This is a genomic window from Pseudomonas sp. S35 (genome assembly GCF_009866765.1).
Lineage (GTDB): Bacteria > Pseudomonadota > Gammaproteobacteria > Pseudomonadales > Pseudomonadaceae > Aquipseudomonas.
Map to the genome: position 1 here is coordinate 5,135,441 of NZ_CP019431.1, position 19,209 is coordinate 5,154,649.

17 protein-coding genes are annotated in these 19,209 nt (G+C 60.7%); 7 read left to right on the forward strand and 10 right to left on the reverse strand.

The annotated features are described in order from the left end of the window. Position 1 precedes the first annotated feature (1 nt). Both PspS35_RS23055 and PspS35_RS23060 read left to right on the forward strand, forming a co-directional pair. Positions 2 to 679: a heavy metal response regulator transcription factor gene (locus tag PspS35_RS23055; RefSeq protein WP_159936931.1), complete on the forward strand. Its 678-nt coding sequence runs from the start codon at positions 2 to 4 to the stop codon at positions 677 to 679. Beyond that, the gene (locus PspS35_RS23060) at positions 669 to 2,033 is read left to right on the forward strand and encodes a heavy metal sensor histidine kinase (RefSeq protein ID WP_159936932.1); all 1,365 of its coding nucleotides are present in this window, start codon (positions 669 to 671) and stop codon (positions 2,031 to 2,033) included. The genes PspS35_RS23055 and PspS35_RS23060 overlap by 11 nt, the downstream gene beginning before the upstream one ends. A 7-nt stretch (positions 2,034 to 2,040) precedes the next feature. Here the strand turns inward: PspS35_RS23060 and PspS35_RS23065 are convergent, their stop codons facing one another. The 10 genes from PspS35_RS23065 to PspS35_RS23110 all read right to left on the reverse strand — a co-directional run bounded on the left by PspS35_RS23065 (position 2,041) and on the right by PspS35_RS23110 (position 13,201). Beyond that, on the reverse strand, positions 2,041 to 2,886 hold the full coding sequence (locus PspS35_RS23065; RefSeq protein ID WP_159936933.1) for a D-hexose-6-phosphate mutarotase: 846 nt from the start codon (positions 2,884 to 2,886) through the stop codon (positions 2,041 to 2,043). Positions 2,887 to 2,985: 99 nt separating this feature from the next. Next, positions 2,986 to 4,332, reverse strand: coding sequence for a carbohydrate porin (locus PspS35_RS23070; protein ID WP_159936934.1), 1,347 nt, complete (start codon positions 4,330 to 4,332; stop codon positions 2,986 to 2,988). Between the two features lie 133 nt (positions 4,333 to 4,465). Beyond that, positions 4,466 to 5,629 (reverse strand): sn-glycerol-3-phosphate ABC transporter ATP-binding protein UgpC, encoded by a 1,164-nt coding sequence (gene ugpC, locus PspS35_RS23075; RefSeq protein WP_159936935.1) that lies wholly within the window; start codon positions 5,627 to 5,629, stop codon positions 4,466 to 4,468. Between the two features lie 2 nt (positions 5,630 to 5,631). After that, the gene (locus tag PspS35_RS23080; RefSeq protein WP_159936936.1) at positions 5,632 to 6,477 is read right to left on the reverse strand and encodes a carbohydrate ABC transporter permease; all 846 of its coding nucleotides are present in this window, start codon (positions 6,475 to 6,477) and stop codon (positions 5,632 to 5,634) included. Next, a complete protein-coding gene (locus PspS35_RS23085) occupies positions 6,470 to 7,378 on the reverse strand; it encodes a sugar ABC transporter permease (RefSeq protein WP_048726858.1) in 909 nt (302 codons plus the stop codon). Before PspS35_RS23085 ends, PspS35_RS23080 begins: the two co-directional genes overlap by 8 nt. A gap of 86 nt (positions 7,379 to 7,464) precedes the next feature. Beyond that, positions 7,465 to 8,751 carry an ABC transporter substrate-binding protein gene (locus tag PspS35_RS23090; protein WP_159936937.1) on the reverse strand — a complete coding sequence of 429 codons (1,287 nt, stop codon included), beginning with the start codon at positions 8,749 to 8,751 and terminating at the stop codon, positions 7,465 to 7,467. Between the two features lie 104 nt (positions 8,752 to 8,855). Next, complete coding sequence (locus PspS35_RS23095) at positions 8,856 to 10,115, reverse strand: AGE family epimerase/isomerase (protein WP_159936938.1); 1,260 nt, start codon at positions 10,113 to 10,115, stop codon at positions 8,856 to 8,858. Positions 10,116 to 10,234: 119 nt separating this feature from the next. Further along, on the reverse strand, positions 10,235 to 11,080 hold the full coding sequence (locus PspS35_RS23100; protein WP_159936939.1) for an ATPase: 846 nt from the start codon (positions 11,078 to 11,080) through the stop codon (positions 10,235 to 10,237). Between the two features lie 127 nt (positions 11,081 to 11,207). Then, positions 11,208 to 12,206 carry an NAD-dependent epimerase/dehydratase family protein gene (locus PspS35_RS23105; RefSeq protein ID WP_159936940.1) on the reverse strand — a complete coding sequence of 333 codons (999 nt, stop codon included), beginning with the start codon at positions 12,204 to 12,206 and terminating at the stop codon, positions 11,208 to 11,210. Between the two features lie 98 nt (positions 12,207 to 12,304). Next, the gene (locus PspS35_RS23110) at positions 12,305 to 13,201 is read right to left on the reverse strand and encodes a LysR family transcriptional regulator ArgP (protein ID WP_159936941.1); all 897 of its coding nucleotides are present in this window, start codon (positions 13,199 to 13,201) and stop codon (positions 12,305 to 12,307) included. Between the two features lie 97 nt (positions 13,202 to 13,298). Between PspS35_RS23110 and PspS35_RS23115 the strand changes: the two genes are divergently transcribed. The 5 genes from PspS35_RS23115 (at position 13,299) to PspS35_RS23135 (ending at position 19,127) form a co-directional block, all read left to right on the forward strand. After that, positions 13,299 to 13,700, forward strand: coding sequence for an ACT domain-containing protein (locus PspS35_RS23115; RefSeq protein WP_159936942.1), 402 nt, complete (start codon positions 13,299 to 13,301; stop codon positions 13,698 to 13,700). 5 nt (positions 13,701 to 13,705) lie between these two features. Next, positions 13,706 to 14,308 (forward strand): LysE/ArgO family amino acid transporter, encoded by a 603-nt coding sequence (locus tag PspS35_RS23120; protein ID WP_159936943.1) that lies wholly within the window; start codon positions 13,706 to 13,708, stop codon positions 14,306 to 14,308. 177 nt (positions 14,309 to 14,485) lie between these two features. Next, positions 14,486 to 15,082: a Fe-Mn family superoxide dismutase gene (locus PspS35_RS23125; RefSeq protein WP_017125974.1), complete on the forward strand. Its 597-nt coding sequence runs from the start codon at positions 14,486 to 14,488 to the stop codon at positions 15,080 to 15,082. A 522-nt stretch (positions 15,083 to 15,604) separates the two neighbouring features. Further along, positions 15,605 to 17,656, forward strand: a complete 2,052-nt coding sequence (locus PspS35_RS23130) for a bifunctional diguanylate cyclase/phosphodiesterase (RefSeq protein WP_159936944.1) — start codon at positions 15,605 to 15,607, stop codon at positions 17,654 to 17,656. Positions 17,657 to 17,783: 127 nt separating this feature from the next. Continuing rightward, a complete protein-coding gene (locus PspS35_RS23135) occupies positions 17,784 to 19,127 on the forward strand; it encodes an imelysin family protein (protein ID WP_159936945.1) in 1,344 nt (447 codons plus the stop codon). Positions 19,128 to 19,209 lie beyond the last annotated feature (82 nt).

Sequence of the window (19,209 nt, forward strand, 5' to 3'; positions counted from 1 at the left end):
CATGCGCGTACTGATTGTTGAAGATGAAGAAAAAACCGCCGACTACCTGCATCGCGGCCTGACGGAACAGGGCTACACCGTCGACGTGGCCCGCGAAGGCGTCGAAGGCCTGCACCTGGCGCTGGAGAACGATTACGCGGTGATTGTGCTCGACGTGATGCTGCCCGGCCTCGACGGTTTTGGCGTGCTGAGGGCCTTGCGTGCACGCAAGCAGACGCCGGTGATCATGCTCACCGCCCGCGAGCGCGTGGAAGACCGCATTCGCGGCCTGCGCGAAGGTGCCGACGATTACCTGGGCAAACCGTTTTCGTTCCTCGAACTGGTGGCGCGCTTGCAAGCCCTGACCCGGCGCAGCGGCGGCCATGAGCCCGTGCAAGTCACCGTCGCCGACCTGTGGATCGACCTGATCAGCCGCAAGGCCAGTCGCAACGGCGTACGCCTGGACCTGACGGCCAAGGAATTCTCGCTGCTCAGTGTGCTGGCGCGGCGCCAGGGTGAAATACTGTCCAAGACGGCCATTGCGGAGATGGTCTGGGACATCAATTTCGACAGCGACGCCAACGTGGTCGAGGTGGCGATCAAGCGCCTGCGTGCCAAGCTCGATGGGCCGTTCGAGCACAAGCTGCTGCACACCATTCGCGGCATGGGCTACGTGCTGGAGAACCGCAGTGTCGTCTAACTCCATCGCCCTGCGCCTGAGCGGCATGTTCACCTTGGTGGCGCTGCTGATCTTTGTGTTGATCGGTGGCGTGCTGTACCAGCAGGTAGACCGCGGCCTGGGATTGTTGCCGGGCGCGGAATTGGATGCGCGCTACAGCGTGCTGGAGTCTTCGGTCAATCGCTTCGGCACGCCGGACCATTGGGTCAAGATCAAGGCCAAGCTCAAGTTGTTGGGTGAAGAAGACAAGCGTATCCGCTTCTGGGTGGTCAGCAGCGACCCGAGCTACGAATACGGTGAACCGGATGCACAGATCCGTGCGTTTGCCCAAGGCCCCACCGGCAAGCGCGACTTGCACCTGCAAGGCCATGCGTATCCGTTCAAGGTGCTGGTGAGCCAGTTCCCGGCAAAAGAGCAACGCCCGCCACTGCGCTTCATGATTGCCATCGACACCGAAAACTTCCGTGCAACCCAGCACCATCTGCTGGTGGCGCTGGTCAGCCTGGCGCTGGTCGGCGTGGTCCTGGCCGCGCTGCTGGGGTTCTGGGTGTCGCGCATTGGCCTCAAGCCGCTCGGTAAGCTCTCGGATGAGGCGCAGAAACTCGCGCCACCCAAACTCTCCGGGCGCCTCCAACTGTCGCCGTTGCCGCCGGAACTGAGCCAGTTCGTCAACTCGTTCAACGCGACCCTCGACCGCGTGGAGCTGGCCTATTCGCGTCTTGAGTCCTTCAATGCCGACGTCGCCCACGAACTGCGCTCGCCGCTGACCAACCTGATCGGCCAGACCCAGGTGGCGCTGACCCGTGGGCGTTCGGCCGAGCATTATCTGGAAGTGCTGGAGTCCAATCTGGAGGAGCTGGAGCGCCTGCGTTCGATCATCAACGACATGCTGTTCCTCGCCAGTGCTGACCAAGGCAGCAAGGCCACCAAGCTGATCGAAAGCTCACTGGCCGACGAAGTGGCCACCACCCTCGACTACCTGGACTTCATTCTCGAAGACGCCCAAGTGCGAGTGCAGGTCCACGGCGATGCCCAGGTACAGATCGAAAAAGCCCACCTGCGCCGCGCACTGATCAACCTGCTGGGCAATGCGGTGCAGCACACGGCTCCCGGGCAAGTGATCGAGGTGAACATTGACGTGCTGGAGCACCAGGTGTGCATCGGCGTGACCAACCCCGGCGAAGTGATTGCCAGCGAGCACCTGCCGCGGCTGTTCGAACGCTTCTATCGGGTGGATGCGTCGCGCAGCAACAGCGGGGCGAACCACGGCCTGGGCCTGGCTATCGTCAAGGCGATCGCGCTGATGCATGGCGGTGATGTGTTCGTGCGCAGCGACAGCGCCGGCAATACCTTTGGCATCACCTTGCCCGTCTGATCGCACCTCAAACCGCAGCGCGAGCCTGCAGACTGAGATGCGCCCGCTCCCCCGGGGCCAGGCTTGCAGCGGCCATCGCCGACTCCACGCACACAAACCCCGAAGCCTCGTTGAAGCTCACGCCCAACAACGGCCGGCTGCCCGGATGCCAGACCACGGTGTCCGCACTGTCGCCGGTGTCGATGCACAGTTCACGCTGCCAGGCGTGGTCCTTGAGCTGCAATTCACCCTCGTGCTGGAACACCCGCTGGCAGCCGCCGTCCACCCGCAATTCGCCTTCTTGCTGGCAAACCTGGCGACTGAGCTGGTCGTAACCCTGCGCACCGTCGAGCCCAGACAGCGCTATCTCATCAACGTGACCAATACGCCAGTAAGCGTGCAAAGCATGGCTCAACTGGCACGGCAACTCGTCCTGATGCTCGGTGCTCAGGCGCAGTTCCAGGGTTTCGCCCAAGTGTGCGTGCAGGTCCACCTGCCAGTCGCACAGCTGCAATTGCCAGTGCAGGCGCACGCCGTCGTCGTCGGTGCTGCTGTCGAGCAGTTTCCAGTCGATCAAGCGCGCCCAGCCATGGGACGGCCACGCGTTTTCGCTCGGATGACGGCCATACCACGGCCAGCACACCGGCACGCCGCCACGGATGGCGCCGACTTGCGGCCACTTGGCCGCGCACCACAGCCAGGGTTTCTGACCACGGGGCTGAAAATGCAACAGTTGCGCGCCCTGGCGACTGAACACCGCCTGGCACAGGGGATGGTCGATCACCAACACGTCGCGCATCTGAAAGCGCTCCCAGGCGAACACCGGACGCTCGCGCAGGGATTTGAAAAAGCGTTGCAGCGGTTGCTCATGCATGTGCCACGGACCCGAATATCACAGTGCTGCCCAAAAAAAAGCGGATAGCTATGGCTACCCGCAAATGCGCACAGAGAGAAGGAGCTTATCGCAACAGCGTTAGAACGTAGACTGAATTTTCAGGCCCGCCACCAACGCGTTGTCGACTTTATCCACGCCGCCCGGTTGGACAACGTACTGCAGGTTGGGACGCACGGTCAGCCAGTTGGTGACGTGGAAGCCGTAGTTGATTTCGAAGTTGTACTCGGTTTCGCGGATTGGCGAGAACAGGGGGTTGTCGTAGTCGCTCACACCGTTGGAGGCGTTGAGCAGCTCGGCGTTTTTCTTCACGTCATCGTTAACGTGCAGGCGCGCAGCACCAATACCGACGTCATCTTTTGGACGCGCATCGAATGGGCCTTTGTACACCAACATGATCGACTGGTAGTTGTCGACGGTGTTGGTTTCCTTGTCGTGGAACGTGGCGTTGGCGGCAATGTTCAGGCCGCGGGAAGCGTCGCCGTTATGGGTGGTGAGTTGCTGTTGCGCAACGAACCAGTAGCCTTTTTTGCTGCTGTGGGTACGGTAGTCTGCGCGCGTAGTGGCAGCGTCGTTGCCATTCACGTCTTCACGGACGTCGCTGGCATCGGCGGCGCTCTTGTAGAAGCCCACACGGTATTCGCCCGGCAGGTTATTCACCTTCGGCGACCAGACCAACTCCACCGGAATCACGGTGCCTTTGGTGCCGCTGCCGCTCAGCTTGAAGCCGTTGCCGTGCTCCAGTTGCGACGGGTTCTGGTTGTACGCACCGATCTGCGCATACAGCTCAGGGGTGATGTGGTACTTCACGCGGATAGCCGCTTGGCTGACCGGCCAGTTGTACCAGGTGCTGACGTAGTTACCCACTTGCGAGCCGCAGAACGACAGGTTCTGGAAGTCGCATGGGAAGGTGTTGAAGTCTTCGCCTTCGCCGAAGTAACCGAGCTTGACGTCCAACTTGTTGTCGAACATCTGGTGCTGGATCCAGAACTGGGTCAGACGCACCATGTGGCCACGGCCGTAGACTTCCATCGACGAGCTCAGCGTGCCGGCACGCGGGTCGCCGATACGGTCGTTGGAGATGTTCTGGCCATTACGGTTGGTCAACTGGATCTTGGCCTGAGTGTTGTCCCAGCCCCACAGTTTTTGCAGGTCCAGCGCCACACCGAGACCGAACTGGTCGGAGTAGCGACCGGTCTTGTCAGTGTTATAGCCGCCGTGGGCGTTGTAGCCCATTTCCCCCACGTAGTCGGCCTTGATATCGATACCTTGCTCGATCAGCTTGGTACGCTCCCCGCCCCAATCGCCGGTCATCCACTTGGAGTCGGCGCTGAACGCTTCATCCGCCATCGCATTGGCGGACAAAACCAGGGCTGCTACTGCTGACAGTTGGCAGATCAGCCGAGTGTTGTTGTGTTGCTTTTTCATCCCTACATCCTCGTCTTTATTGTTATTAAACTGTTTTTATCTAACGCGGGTTACATTTTTTAACTAAAACAACAACTTATCTGCTTCTGTGGGAGCCGGGCTTGCCCGCGATGCGGGCAACTCGGTCCTTCAGTTACAACGCGCTGATGCCATCGCGGGCAAGCCCGGCTCCCACAGAGGCAGGCTGTGACTGCACGGTGCCGAGGCGCTCACCGGTATTGGCGTCGAACAACAACACCTTGGCCGGATCGAATTGCAGGGTCAGGGTCTCGCCCACCTGCGGCGCCACATCAGGCGCCAGGCGGCAGCAGACCTTGGTGTCATTGAGTTGCACGAACACCAGGGTGTCCGGCCCGGTCGGCTCGGTGACCTGGACTTCGGCACGAATGCTCGACGCATTGTCGCCCTCGCCCGTCGCCAACAGGATTTGCTCCGGGCGCAGGCCCAGGATCACGTCGCGGTCTTCAAGGCCGGCATCCGTCACGTTCAGCGCCAGCTCACAACGGGCCTGGCCACTGTCGAGCAGCGCCACCAGGCGACCGTCCTTGCGTTGCAGGCGCAGTGGTACGAAGTTCATCGGCGGCGAGCCGATAAAGCTCGCCACGAACTGGTTGGCCGGGTTGTTGTAGATCTCTTTCGGCGTGCCGAACTGCTGGATGATGCCGTCCTTCATCACCGCCACTTTGTCGCCCAGGGTCATCGCTTCGATCTGGTCGTGGGTCACGTAGACCGTGGTGGTCTTGAGGCGCTGGTGCATCAGTTTCATTTCGGTGCGCATCTCGACACGCAGCTTGGCGTCGAGGTTGGACAGCGGTTCGTCGAACAGGTAGATCTTCGGCCGACGCGCCAGCGCCCGGCCCATGGCCACGCGCTGTTGCTGGCCGCCGGACAGTTGGCCCGGCTTGCGATTGAGCAGGTGTTCGATCTGCAGCAGCTTGGCCACGCGCGCCACTTCGGCGTCGATGTCGGCTTGGGGCATCTTGCGGATCTTGAGGCCGAACTCGATGTTCTCGCGCACGCTCATGGTCGGGTACAGCGCGTAGGACTGGAACACCATCGCGATGTCGCGATCCTTGGGGCTCATGCCGCTGACGTCCTGGTCACCGATCATGATTGCGCCGCCGGTGATGGTTTCCAGGCCGGCGATGCAGTTCATCAGCGTGGATTTACCGCAGCCGGAAGGGCCGACCAGGATCAGGAATTCACCTTCCTTGATCGACAGTTCGATGTTCTTCAAGGTGTCGGGCAGGCCGGCGCCATAGGTCTTGTTTACATTGCGAAGTTCAAGCGTAGCCATGATTACCCCTTGACCGCGCCGGCCGTGAGGCCGCGCACGAAATACTTGCCTGCGATCACATAGACCAGCAGGGTCGGCAGCCCGGCAATCATCGCCGCCGCCATATCCACGTTATATTCCTTGGCCCCGGTGCTGGTGTTGACCAGGTTGTTCAGCGCCACCGTGATGGGCTGGGAGTCGCCACTGGAGAACACCACGCCGAACAGAAAGTCGTTCCAGATCTGGGTGAACTGCCAGATCAGGCAGACCATGATGATCGGGGTCGACATCGGCAGAATGATCTGACGGAAGATGGTGAAAAAACCCGCACCGTCCAGGCGCGCAGCCTTGATCAGCGCATCCGGAATGCTCACGTAGTAGTTACGGAAGAACAGCGTGGTGAACGCCAGGCCGTAGACCACATGGATGAACACCAGGCCGGTGGTGGTGCTGGCCAGGCCCATCTTGCCGAGGGTGAACGACGCCGGCAGCAGTACGGTCTGGAACGGCAGGAAGCAGCCGAACAGCAGCAGACCGAAGAACAGCTGCGAACCGCGAAAGCGCCAGAACGACAGCACATAGCCGTTCAATGCACCGATGGCGGTGGAAATGAGCACAGCAGGAACGGTGATCTTGATCGAGTTCCAGAAGTAACCATCGACGGTGTCCCATGCCTTGACCCAGCCAATGCCGGTGACCACGCTCGGCCAGCTCAGCAGGTTGCCGTTGGTGATGTCTTCCGGGGTCTTGAAACTGGTGAGCAGCATCACCACCAGCGGTACCAGGTACAGCAGCACGGCGAGAATCAGCACCGCATAGATCGCGACGCGGCTCAGGCTGATGGACGGTTTGGAGGCGAGACTAGTCATTACGTTTGGTCCTCAGCTCGGAGTAGAGGTAAGGCACGATGATCGCGAGGATCGCACCGAGCATCAGGATGGCACTGGCCGAACCCATGCCCATCTGGCCACGGCTGAAGGTGAACGAGTACATGAACATCGCCGGCAGGTCGGACGAGTAGCCCGGACCACCCGCGGTCATCGCCGCCACCAGGTCGAAGCTCTTGATCGCAATGTGCGCCAGGATCATCACCGCACTGAAGAACACCGGACGCAGGCTTGGCAGCACCACGCTCCAGTAGATGCGCGGCAGGCTTGCGCCGTCGATCTGGGCGGCGCGGATGATCGACTGATCAACGCCACGCAGGCCGGCGAGGAACATCGCCATGATGAAACCGGAGGCTTGCCATACAGCGGCGATCACCAGGCAGTAGACCACGCGGTCCGGGTCGATCAGCCAATCCAGGCGAAAGCCTTCCCAGCCCCAGTCACGCAGGAGTTTGTCCAGGCCCATGCCTGGGTTGAGCAGCCATTTCCAGGCGGTACCGGTGACGATCATCGAGAGCGCCATCGGGTACAGGTAAATAGTGCGAATGAAGCCTTCGCGACGGATCTTCTGGTCGAGGAAAATCGCCAGGGTCACGCCGATCACCAAGGTGATGCCGATGAACATGCCGCCAAACAGCGCCAGGTTCTTGCTCGCCACCCACCAGCGATCGTTGTCGAATAAACGTTGGTACTGCGCCAGACCCGCCCACTTGTAGCTCGGCAGGAAGGTAGAGGTGGTGAACGACAGCACAAACGTCCACAGGATGTAGCCGTAGAAGCCCACCAACACGATGAACATGCTGGGCGCCAGCACCAGTTTGGGTAGCCAGCGCTGCAGTGCATCGAACGGCGAGGCTTTGCTGAACACAGCAACAGAACTCATGGGGAAATCCAATACAGGGAAAAAGGACTACAGGGTGAACCGCCCCCTGTAGGAGCGAGCAAACTCGCTCCTACAAATGGGCTGGGTTACTTGGCAGACTTGATCGCAGCGCCCAATTTCTTGGCGGTGTCGGCCGGGTCGGCTTTCGGGTCGTTGATGAAGTTGGTCACGACGTCAAAGAACGCACCTTGCACGGCCAGGGTGGTGGCCATGTTGTGCGCCATGCTTGGCTGCAGGCCGCCGGTCTTGGCGTCTGCCAGGAAGTCCTTGGCTGCGGTCTGGGCGCAGGAGTCAAAACCGTAGGACTCCATTTTGGTCAGCATGTCGTTGCGCACAGGGATCGAACCCTTGTTGATGCTGAACACTTTCTGGAAGTTTTCACCCAGCACGACTTTGGCAATGTCTTGCTGGCCGGCAGCGGTGCCTTTGTCTTTCTGCTTGAACACCGCCAGGGAGTCGATGTTGTAGGTGAAGGCTTTGTCGGTGCCCGGGAAGGCTACGCACTCGTAGTCCTTGCCAGCGACTTTCTTGGCGGCAGTCCATTCGGACTTGGCCCAGTCACCCATGATCTGCATGCCGGCCTTGCCATTGATGACTTTGCCAGCTTCCAGGTTCCAGTCCTGGCCCTTGCCGTCGACGTCCATGTAGGTCGCGACTTTCTTCAGTTCGGTGAGGGACTTGACCATTTCCGGGCCGGTCAGCGCGGCATTGTCCAGGTCGACCAGGGCTTTCTTGTAGCCATCGGCACCCATCACCGACAGAACGACGGCTTCGAATACGGTGCTGTCCTGCCACGGCTGGCCACCGTGGGCGAGCGGGATGAAGCCGGCAGCCTTGAGCTTGTCGCCGGCGGCGTAGAATTCTTCGAGGGTGGTAGGGTTCTTGGTAATCCCGGCTTTCTTGAAGACTTGCGGGTTGATCCACAGCCAGTTCACGCGGTGGATGTTGACCGGTACGGCCACATAGTCACCGTCGTACTTCACGGTGTCGGAGACTTTCTTGTCGAGCAGCGAGTCCCACTTTTCTTCTTTGGCGACGTCTTTGAGCACGTCGGTGTCGAGCAGGCCGGTGGACGCCCATTCCTGGATGTCGGGGCCTTTGATCTGGGCAACGCCGGGCGGGTTGCCGGCGACCGCGCGGCTTTTCAGCACGGTCATGGCAGTCGCGCCACCGCCACCTGCGACAGCACCGTCTTTCCAGGTGAAGCCGTCTTTCTCAACTTGGGCCTTCAGGACATCTACAGCCGCTTTTTCGCCACCCGAGGTCCACCAATGCACAACTTCAACCGTCCCTTTGGAATCGGCGGCAAATGCACTGAGGGGAAACAACGAGGCAACGGAAATAGCTACGGCGAGGCGATTAATCGCGTTCATCTGAATACCTTTTCTTGTTGTTATGCATGCAAGTCTGGAGCTTGCGCTGCACGGAGTTTAAACATGGATTTTTCGAGCGCAGGTAACAAAGGGATGCACAAATGTCACCACTTGGTGACATAGCACCCAGCGCCTAAAGCGCTGGCCATGCTCGGTGCCAGGGGCAGTGCAGGCAGCACCACCGCTTGCCAGGCATGGTACAGGTCCGGCTTGCCACCCCAGATAGTGCTGCTGGGCTGGTTGTGCGGGCTGAGTTCGTGGTGCCAGCTGCCATTGAGCCGGTCGATAAAATGGGTGTCGCAGAATTCCCAGAAACGCCGGTACCAGGTTTCGTAATGCAGCTCGCCGGTACGTTTAAGCAAGGCTTGGGCGCCAGCGCAGGCTTCGGCGTGGGTCCAATGCAAGCGTTCGCGCACCACCGGCTGGTGGTTCCAGTCCAGGGTGTAGACGAGGCCAGGAGCGCCATCCACGGCCCACGCGTATTCGCAGGCGCTGGCGAACAGGCCCTCGGCGTCGCTCACCAGCCAATCGGGGGTGGCCAGCCCGGCTTGCATGCGGGCAGCTTCCAGGTGCAACACCAACCGCGCCCATTCAAAACCATGGCCGGGGGTGATGCCGTAGGGACGGAAGCCGTCGGCGCGATTGTCTTCGTTGTAGTTGAGCAGCGGTCGCCATTGCGGGTCGAAGTGCTCGATGACCATGAACTGATTGCTGGCAGCATGGGTGTGAATCACCCGCTCGACGATACGCAGCGCACGGTCAAGCCAGCGGGTATCACCCGTGACGTCTGCCAGGGCGAGGAAGGCTTCGGTGGCGTGCATGTTGCTGTTGGCGCCGCGATAGGCTTCGACGCCACTCCAGTCCTGGGCAAAGGATTCGAGCATCACGCCCTCCTCTTCACTCCAGAAAAACTGGTCGATGATATGGGTCGCATCATTGAGCAGGTTTTGCGCACCGGGAGCCCCCGCCACCACCGCAGAGCTGGCCGCCAAGGCGACGAAGGCGTGCAGGTAGGCAGCCTTGCCGGTGTTGCCGTCGAGGGCCTTGGGTGTTGCGAACCAACCGCCGTGTTCGCTATCACGCAAAGGGCCATTGAGGGCCGCAACGCCGTGCTCAACCAGTTGTGCGTAGCCCGGCAAGCCCATCGCATGGGCCATGGCGAAGCTGTGGGTCATGCGTGCGGTATTCATGGTTTCGGCGTGAGCGTTGGCCGGCAGTTGGCCTTTGTCGTCGAGGTTGCCAAAACCGTCAGGCAGACGGGAAGCCTTGGCAAATGACAGCAGGCGATGGCCTTCGGCGGCGAGCCAGGCGTAATGAGCAGGCGCGTTCAGCCAACTGCTGGCAGGCAGTGGTTGCATGGTCATGGAGGGCCCTTATTATTTTTTGTGGGATGACCGGAGTCTAAACAAGGGCGTGATGAGGACAAGTAACGAAGGGGATGGGAAATGTCACCAGTCGGTGACATTTCTCCTGAAACCTGTATCTATTGGCCGAGCGGCGTGACCTTCGCCGGCGCGTTGAGCTGTTGCTGCAGGTTCTGCACCTGGCTTTGCAGGGTCGTGATGTTGCGCGTGGTCTGGATGCGGAACACGTCAAACTCTTTGTTGGTCGGCGCATCGCTATTGGCGGGCTGGCTATCCTGCGCGCTTTTGAGTACGACGAGGTCCTGCTCAAGGCGGGCAATGGCGGCGCTTGGGTTGCCCTGCTTTTTCAGCGCGGCAACATCGGCGGCCAATTCCTTTATTTCGGTATCGCGCTTGCCGGTGTCACCTTGGGCGGCCTTGAGGGTTGCCACGGCGTCGGTCAGGGCCTGCACCTGGCCTTGCAACTTGGTATTGGCGCTCGACAGCTCGGTGGTACTGGACGTCATTTGTGCGAGGCGCTTGTCCAGTTCAGTGGCCTGGCCGGCAACGCCGAGCTGCTGCTTGCCCTGTTCCAGCAACTGGCTTTCCAGCTGTTTGATCTGCAGTTTCAGCGCTTCGCTGCCGTTGTTAACACTGGCCTCACTGGCCACCACCTTGCCGGAAATGTCCTGCAGGCGCCCCGCCGCTTCTTCGCTGATGCGCGCAAAGCTTTCCTGGGTCGCAACCAATTGCTGGCCCATCAGGGAGATCTGCTGGAAGCTCCACCAGGCCAGGCCGGCAAAGGCGATCAGCAGCGCGCCGATCAACGCCCACAGCGGGCCGGTGCTGGCGCCCTTGACCTTGACGACCGGCACGTTGCGCGAACGCACCGAGGTGGCCGGGGAAGGTTCGAAATCATCATCATCCCCGTGGTCGGCCCGCAGGCTGGGAACGTTGTCGAAATCGTCTTTAGCATCGTTACGCATGAATCAACCCTGAATCGGTGAGTTAGCTGGTTGGAAAGCCGAGCGCCGGGAGTATAAACCGCAGTTGCGTCGCACTGATCGACCCGGAACCCTGAATTCGGTTCCCGATATGTTGCCTGGCGTGACCTTACTTGAACCCCGGATCCTGAGCCTTCCACCAACTGCAAAACTCGTCGAGGGCGGTCCACAGGCTGACCTTGGGCTCGTAGTCCAGATAATGCCTGGCGCGACTGATGTCCAGGGTGAAATCTTTGTTCATCACCTGCATGCCCAGGCGCGACAACGCCGGTTCCGGCCGCCCGGGCCACAGTGCGCAGAAGGCCTCGTTCAACGCCGCCACGCTGTAGGACAAACCATAGGACCGATAACGGGTGACCTGGGGCAGTTCCATTTGGCGCATCACGTAGTTCACCACATCCCACACCGGTACCGGCGCGCCGTTGCTGATGTTGTAGGCCCGGCCCAACGCTGAGCCGGGGGCCAGCAAGCTGCTGAGCAATGCTTCGTTGAGGTTGTGGATGCTGGTGAAGTCGACCTTGTTCAGGCCATCGCCGACGATCGCCAGGCGCTTCTTGCGCTGCATTTTCAGCAGCCGCGGGAAGATGCTCATGTCCCCGGCACCGGTGACGAAGCGCGGACGCAGGGCCAGCACTTCAAGGCCGAACTCCTGGGCACCGAACACCTTCTGCTCCGCCAGGTATTTGGTGGCGGCATAAGGATGCTTGAAGCGTTTGGGCACTTGCTCTTCGGTGAGGCCCAGGTGATCACGGCCATCAAAGTAGATCGACGGCGAGGACAGGTGCACCAGGCGCCCAACCCGCTGTTTAAGGCAGGCTTCAACGACGTTTTCGGTGACCAGCACGTTGCCCTGATGAAAATCCTGATAACGCCCCCACAGCCCCACGGCACCGGCACAGTGCACCACGGCTTCGACATCGCGGCACAGGTCGCGTACCAGGTCGGCGTCATTCAAATCACCCTGGATAAACTCGGCACCACGCCGCACCAAGTGCTCCACGCCCTCGGCGCGCCGCCCGTTGACCCGCACGTCCAAGCCCTGCTCCAGGGCGAAACGCGCAAAGCGCCCGCCGATGAAGCCGCTTGCGCCGGTGACCAGAACTTTCATGGAGCCTCCTACGGATGCAGCTGTAAGCGTCAGGCTATAAGCTGCAAGTTAAATACGGTCTGCAAGCTCTTCTCTTGCAGCTTGCAGCTTGACGCTAGTCACTGCTCATACGGCACCAACCACTGGCCACATGCCTGGGCCAAGTGATCGGTCAACAGGCCCAGCAACTGCCCGCCACTGCGCCAATGATGCCAGTACAACGGCACATCGATGGGCTTATCTGGTAACAACTCGACCAGCACGCCCTTTTCCAACTGATCGCGCACCTGTAATTCGGGCACCAGCCCCCAACCGAGCCCGGACTCCGCCAGGCGGATGAAGCCTTCGGACGATGGGCATAAATGGTGCTCGAAACCACCGTCTACACCGAGGGACGCCAGGTAGCGATGCTGTAGGAAGTCATCCGGGCCAAACACCAACGCCGGGGTGCGGGCCAGTTGATCGGCACGCACCCCGCCAGGAAAGTGCCGGGCAATAAAGGCCGGACTGGCCAGCGCCCGATAACGCATGGCGCCCAGCAACAGGCTGCGGGCCCCAGCGACCGGGCGTTCGCTGGCGCAGATACAGGCTGCCACTTCACCGGCGCGCATGCGTTTGAGGCCGACGGTCTGGTCTTCCACAATCAAATCCAGCAGCAAATGCTGTTCGGCGCAGAAGTTGCTGACGGCCTCGGCCCACCACGTGGCCAGGCTGTCGGCATTCAGGGCGATGCGCAGGCGTTCGGGCATGCCCTCTTCATCCAGCGCCGGCACCTGGCTTTGCAGGTCGCGTTCCAGCAATCGCACCTGTTGCACATGGTTAAGCAGGCGCCGACCAATATCGGTGGGCGTCGGCGGCGAGGCGCGCACCAGCACCGGTTGGCCGATGCGTGCCTCCAATAATTTGATGCGCTGGGAAATCGCCGACTGCGACAACCCCAGCACTTGGGCACCGCGCTCGAAGCCAGCCTGTTCCACCACGGCCGCCAGGGCAGAAAGCAATTTATAGTCGAACATCAGTTTCCCTAATGAGCGATCAGCAATATTGGTTTTTCTTATACAGCTAAGCCCGTGAGAATGACCAGCATTGCTTACCTCTATCAAGGAACCTCACATGGCTGGCGAAACCGCTCTGGCAACCCTGTTGCGCAGCATGAGCCCTCACCTCAACGAAGGTGACTACGTGTTCTGTACCTTGCCCGACCACCGTATCCCGGACGGTTGCGAGGCAATCGGCAGCTTTCGCGAACAGGAAGGCCTGACACTGATCCTGGAACGCCAGCAAGCCGAACACGCCGGGTTGGCCTTCGATTACGTGGCCGCCTGGATCACCCTGAACGTGCATTCGGCCCTGGAAGCCGTGGGTCTCACCGCTGCCTTCGCCAGTGCGCTGGGCAAGGCCGGGATCAGTTGCAACGTGATTGCCGGCTACTACCACGATCACCTGTTTGTCGGCCGCGCCGATGCCGAGCGCGCCATGCATGTGCTGCGCCAGTTGGCGGCGAACGCGGAGTAAACCCTATGTGGCAAAGCTATCTGAATGGGCTGTTGGTCGCCCTCGGCCTGATCATGGCCATCGGCACCCAGAACGCCTTTGTCTTGGCGCAAAGCCTGCGCCGTGAACATCACCTGCCGGTGGCGGCATTGTGCGTGGTGTGTGATGCGCTACTGGTGGCGGCCGGGGTGTTCGGCCTGGCCACGGTTCTCGCGCAAAACCCGCTGCTATTGGCGATTGCCCGCTGGGGCGGGGCGGCGTTCCTGTTGTGGTACGGCACCCTGGCCCTGCGCCGGGCGTTTTCGACACAAAGCCTGGAACAAGGCGGCACCCTCAACGTGCGTTCATTACGCGCCGTGATGCTCAGTGCCCTGGCCGTGACCCTGCTCAACCCCCACGTTTATCTGGACACTGTGCTGCTGATCGGCTCACTGGGCGCGCAGCAGACCGAGCCCGGTGCCTATGTCGCCGGGGCCGCGAGTGCATCGTTCCTGTGGTTTGCCACCCTCGCACTCGGCGCAGCGTGGCTGGCACCCTGGCTCGCGCGCCCCGCCACTTGGCGCCTGCTCGACCTGTTGGTGGCCGTGATGATGTTCAGCGTGGCCTACCAATTAATAAGTGCACCGTGAAGTTATTCCAAAAGGCTCTGGAACCTCTATCCCACACAGTTGTTGCGTGGTTTTGCCGCACCCCCGGTGCTATGATCCTGCCCCTGCGCCGCAAAGAGTACAAACTCCCCGGCGCTTGTTTGGCCGCCCGTGATCGGCCTTGCGCTCACCGCAACTGACCTGATTAGGAGAATCATCATGGCTTTCGAATTGCCGCCGCTGCCCTACGCACACGATGCCCTGCAGCCGCACATCTCCAAGGAAACCTTGGAGTTCCACCACGACAAGCACCACAACACCTATGTCGTGAACCTGAACAACCTGGTGCCTGGCACCGAGTTCGAAGGCAAGACCCTGGAAGAGATCGTTAAATCCTCTTCGGGCGGCATCTTCAACAACGCCGCGCAGGTCTGGAACCACACCTTCTACTGGAACTGCCTGGCGCCAAACGCCGGCGGCCAACCTACCGGCGCGCTGGCTGAAGCCATCAACGCTGCGTTCGGTTCGTTCGACAAGTTCAAGGAAGAGTTCACCAAAACCTCCGTCGGCACCTTCGGTTCCGGTTGGGGCTGGCTGGTGAAAAAGGCTGACGGCTCCCTGGCCCTGGCCAGCACCATCGGCGCCGGCAACCCGCTGACCAGCGGCGACACCCCGCTGCTGACCTGCGACGTGTGGGAACACGCTTACTACATCGACTACCGCAACGTGCGTCCAAAGTATGTGGAAGCGTTCTGGAACCTGGTCAACTGGAAGTTCGTGGCTGAGCAATTCGAAGGCAAGACCTTCACTGCCTAAGCAACGCTTGCAGTAGAAAGAGCCCGGCGATCGCCGGGCTTTTTTGTGGGAGAGCAATGGAAACCGAAACACATCCGGGAACTGCGCAGTTGAATGTCACCACTCAGTCGCCGAGAGGAATACCTCCTCTTCCTCATAATCCTCGGAGATATTCATAATGTTGACTGCCCTATTTGCACTCCCTGCGCTTGCATCAGTGGCTGGCACCGCTGTAAAGACGGGAACGGACATGGCAAAAAAACTGTTAACTCCATTTGCCGAAGGGCCAATAGATTTCGCGCAAAAAACTGTCACTAACGCCATAACGTTCTGACTCGTGCATTCTGCTGTACCCGTTCAGTGCAGCAGACGCAGGCGGCGGAGATGATCCGCCGTCGGTTTAAGCCTTGCCGATACGCGCTTGTGCCCCCCGCCAAACACTCCCCAGCCTCTGTGCCGTGAATGTCCCTTTGACTGCCATCACCAGATTGCCAATACTCATGGCATATTGACGGCCACCCGCATGAGACAAGGAATGCCCCTTTGAAGCTGGAACTCAAAAACAGCTTGTCAGTGAAGTTGCTACGGGTTGTGCTGCTGTCGGCATTGATCGTGGGCGTGGCGCTGAGCGTGGCGCAGATCGTTTTCGATGCCTACAAGACGCGCCAGGCCGTGGCCGGCGATGCCCAGCGCATCCTCGACATGTTTCGCGACCCCTCGACCCAGGCCGTCTACAGCCTGGACCGCGAGATGGGCATGCAGGTGATCGAAGGGCTATTTCAGGACGACGCGGTGCGCATGGCCTCCATCGGCCACCCCAACGAAACCATGCTGGCGGAAAAAAGCCGCGCCTTGCAGCAATCCTCCAGCCGCTGGCTGACCGACCTGATCCTGGGCCAGGAGCGCACGTTCACCACGGCATTGGTCGGCAAAGGCCCCTACAGCGAGTATTACGGCGACCTGAGCATCACCCTCGACACGGCCACTTATGGCAAAGGCTTTATTGTCAGCTCGGTGATCATCTTTATTTCCGGGGTGTTACGCGCGTTGGCCATGGGCCTGGTGCTGTACCTGGTGTACCACTGGCTGCTGACCAAGCCGCTGTCGCGGATTATCGAACACCTGACGTCGATCAACCCGGACCGCCCCAGCGAGCACAAGATCCCGCAGCTCAAGGGCCACGAACGCAACGAGCTGGGGCTGTGGATCAATACCGCCAACCAGTTGCTCGAATCCATCGAACGCAATACCCATCTGCGCCACGAAGCGGAGTCCAGCCTGCTGCGCATGGCCCAGTACGACTTCCTCACCGGCCTGCCGAACCGCCAGAAACTGCAGGAGCAGTTGGATAAGATCCTGATCGACGCCGGCCGACGCCAGCGTCGTGTGGCGGTGCTGTGCGTGGGCCTGGACGATTTCAAGAGCGTCAACGAGCAGTTCACGTACCAGGCTGGCGACAAATTGCTGCTGGCCCTGGCCGACCGACTGCGCGCCCACAGCGGCCGCCTTGGCGCCCTGGCCCGCCTGGGTGGCGACCAGTTCGCCCTGGTGCAGGCCGATATCGAACAGCCTTATGAAGCCGCTGAACTGGCGCAAAGTATCCTCGACGATCTCGAAGCGGAGTTCGCCCTGGACCACGAAACCATCCGCCTGCGTGCCACCATCGGCATTACCCTGTTCCCGGAAGACGGCGACAGCACCGAAAAGCTGCTGCAAAAAGCCGAACAGACCATGACCCTGGCCAAGAGCCGTTCGCGCAACCGCTATCAGTTCTACATCGCCAGCGTCGACAGCGAAATGCGCCGTCGCCGCGAGCTGGAAAAAGACTTGCGCGAGGCCCTGGGCCGCGAGCAGTTTCACCTGGTGTACCAACCGCAGATCAGCTATCGCAACCAGCATGTGGTGGGCGTCGAAGCCCTGATCCGCTGGCAGCATCCGGAACATGGCCTGGTCCCGCCAGACCTGTTCATCCCGCTGGCCGAGCAGAACGGCACCATCATTGCGATAGGCGAATGGGTGCTGGACCAGGCCTGCCGCCAACTGCGCGAATGGCATGACCAGGGTTTCACCGAGCTGCGCATGGCGGTCAATCTGTCTACCGTGCAGTTGCACCACACCGAGTTGCCACGGGTGGTCAATAACCTGATGCAGATCTACCGCTTGCCCCCGCGCAGCCTGGAGCTGGAAGTCACCGAAACCGGCCTGATGGAAGACATCAGCACCGCCGCCCAACACCTGTTGAGCCTGCGCCGTTCCGGGGCGTTGATCGCCATTGATGACTTCGGCACCGGCTATTCATCGCTGAGTTACCTCAAGAGCCTGCCGCTGGACAAGATCAAGATCGACAAGAGCTTCGTCCAGGACCTGCTGGACGATGACGACGACGCGACCATCGTGCGGGCCATTATCCAGTTGGGCAAAAGCCTGGGCATGCAGGTTATCGCCGAAGGCGTGGAAACCGCCGAGCAGGAGGCGTACATCATCTCCGAGGGTTGCCATGAAGGTCAGGGCTACTACTACAGCAAACCCTTGCAAGCCCGGGAGCTGGGAGTTTTTTTGAAGCAGGCCGAGCGTAATAACGCAGCCATTCTCTGACGCGGCAAAACGATACTGAATATTTCCCGCGTTTAACCCTTTACACAAAATGCAAATCTTTCGCATTATGTCGCAGTTTTTGCGCTCCCCCGCGCGCCCTATCAACAACCGAAGCAGGATGTTCGCCATGATTCGTATGCCCCTGGCCACCGCCAGTCTGCTGGCCATTGCCATTTCTCTCGCCGGTTGCGGCGAAGGTAAAGACAAGGCAGCAGCACCTCAGGCGCCGACCCCGGCTGCCAGCACTACCGCTCCAGCGGCTGCCACCCCTGCCGGCCAGGTCGACGAAACAGCGGCCAAGGCCGTTGTCGCACATTACGCCGACATCGTGTTCGCGGTGTACAGCGACGCCGAGTCCACGGCGAAAACCCTGCAAACCGCTATCGACGCGTTCCTTGCCAAGCCGAACGACGAAACCCTGAAAGCCGCCCGCGCGGCCTGGGTTGCCGCACGCGTGCCGTACTTGCAGAGCGAAGTGTTCCGTTTCGGCAACACCATCATTGACGATTGGGAAGGTCAGGTGAACGCCTGGCCCCTGGACGAAGGCCTGATCGACTACGTCGACAAATCCTACGAGCACGCCCTGGGTAACCCAGGCGCCACTGCCAACATCATCGCCAACACCGAGATCCAGGTCGGCGAAGACAAGATCGACGTGAAGGACATCACCCCGGAAAAACTCGCCAGCCTCAACGAGCTGGGCGGTTCCGAAGCCAACGTCGCCACCGGCTACCACGCCATCGAATTCCTGCTCTGGGGCCAAGACCTGAACGGCACCGGCCCAGGCGCCGGCAACCGTCCTGCGTCGGACTACCTGACCGGCGATGGCGCCACAGGCGGCCACAACGAGCGTCGTCGCGCCTACCTGAGCGCCGTGACCCAACTGCTGGTCAGCGACCTGCAGGAAATGGTCGGCAACTGGAAACCCGCCGTCGAAGACAACTACCGCGCCACCCTGGAGGCAGAACCTGCCACCGACGGCCTGCGCAAGATGCTGTTCGGCATGGGCAGCCTGTCCTTGGGCGAGCTGGCCGGTGAGCGCATGAAGGTTTCCCTGGAAGCCAACTCGCCGGAAGACGAACACGACTGCTTCAGCGATAACACCCACAACTCGCAGTTCTATGACGCCAAGGGCATCCGCAACGTCTACCTGGGCGAGTACACCCGCGTCGACGGCACCAAGATGACCGGCGCCAGCCTGTCGTCCCTGGTAGCCAAGGCCGACCCGGCTGCCGACACCGCCCTGAAGGCCGACCTGGCTGCAACCGAAGCCAAGATGCAGGTCATTGTTGACCACGCCAACAAGGGTGAGCACTACGACCAGTTGATCGCAGCCGGCAACGAGGCAGGCAACCAGATCGTGCGCGAGGCGATTGCTTCGCTGGTCAAGCAGACCGGTTCGATCGAAGCCGCCGCAGGCAAGCTGGGCATCAGCGACCTGAACCCGGATAACGCCGATCACGAGTTCTGATCAGTGCCGTGTTGAATGAGGCGACCTTCGGGTCGCCTTTTTTGTGTGCCCTGACAACTACCGCGTCCTCCCTGTGTATGTG